Raw genomic sequence first — 999 nt, forward strand, 5'->3', positions numbered from 1 at the left:
TGGTGCCGGCCTTGCGGGCGTTGACGCCGCCGACGATGTTGCTGCCGGCCTCGATCATCAGGGTGGTGTGCTTGGAGCCCATGCCACCGGTGATGCCCTGGACGATGATCTTGCTGTCCTTGTTGAGGTAGATGCTCATCTGTTGTCGTCCCTCGTCCCTCAGGCGTTCGCCAGCTCGGCGGCCTTGTCGGCCGCGCCGTCCATCGTGTCCACCTGCGTGATGAGTGGGTGGTTCAGCTCCGCGAGGATCGCCCGCCCGGCGTCGACGTTGTTCCCGTCGAGGCGTACGACGAGCGGCTTGGTCGCCTCGGACCCGAGGATCTCGAGCGCGCCCTTGATGCCGTTGGCGACCTCGTCGCAGGCGGTGATGCCACCGAAGACGTTCACGAACACCGACGCCACGGCCGGGTCGTTGAGGATCACGTCGAGGCCGTCGGCCATGACCTGGGCGTTGGCGCCGCCGCCGATGTCGAGGAAGTTCGCCGGCTTGACGCCGCCGTGGGCCTCGCCGGCGTACGCGACCACGTCGAGGGTCGACATGACCAGGCCCGCGCCGTTGCCGATGATGCCGACCTGGCCGTCGAGCTTGACGTAGTTCAGGCCCTTGTCCTTGGCCTTCGCCTCCAGCGGGTCGGCCTCCTCGCGGATCCCGAACGCCTCGTGGTCGGGGTGCCGGACCTCGGAGGCGTTGTCGTCCAGCGACACCTTGCCGTCCAGGGCCTCGAGCTTGTCGCCGGCCAGCCGCGCGAGCGGGTTGACCTCGACCAGCGTGGCGTCCTCCTCGACGAAGACCCGGTAGAGCGACTGGATCATCGCCACGGCCTGCTCGAAGACCGGCTCGGGGAACTTCGCCTCGGTCGCGATCTCCCGCGCCTTCGCCTCGTCCACCCCGGTGCCCGGGTCGACCGGGATCTGCTTGACGGCGTCCGGGTTGGTCTTGGCGACCTCCTCGATCTCCACACCACCCTCGACCGACGCGATGCACAGGTAGCGGCGGTT

The 999-nt window shown here is 68.5% G+C and carries 1 protein-coding gene and 1 pseudogene; both read right to left on the reverse strand.

Annotated features, from left to right (window positions below; translation table 11 throughout):
* Positions 1–139 (reverse strand): annotated as a pseudogene (locus tag ACFQQI_RS13120) (succinate--CoA ligase subunit alpha); the annotation flags it as partial.
* Positions 140–159: 20 nt separating this feature from the next.
* The coding region (locus tag ACFQQI_RS13125; RefSeq protein ID WP_378563748.1) for an ATP-grasp domain-containing protein at positions 160–999 on the reverse strand (840 nt) is incomplete at its 5' end.

The sequence above is a fragment of the Nocardioides sp. GCM10030259 genome (assembly GCF_042666375.1).
In the GTDB taxonomy this organism is placed as follows: Bacteria; Actinomycetota; Actinomycetes; order Propionibacteriales; family Nocardioidaceae; genus Nocardioides.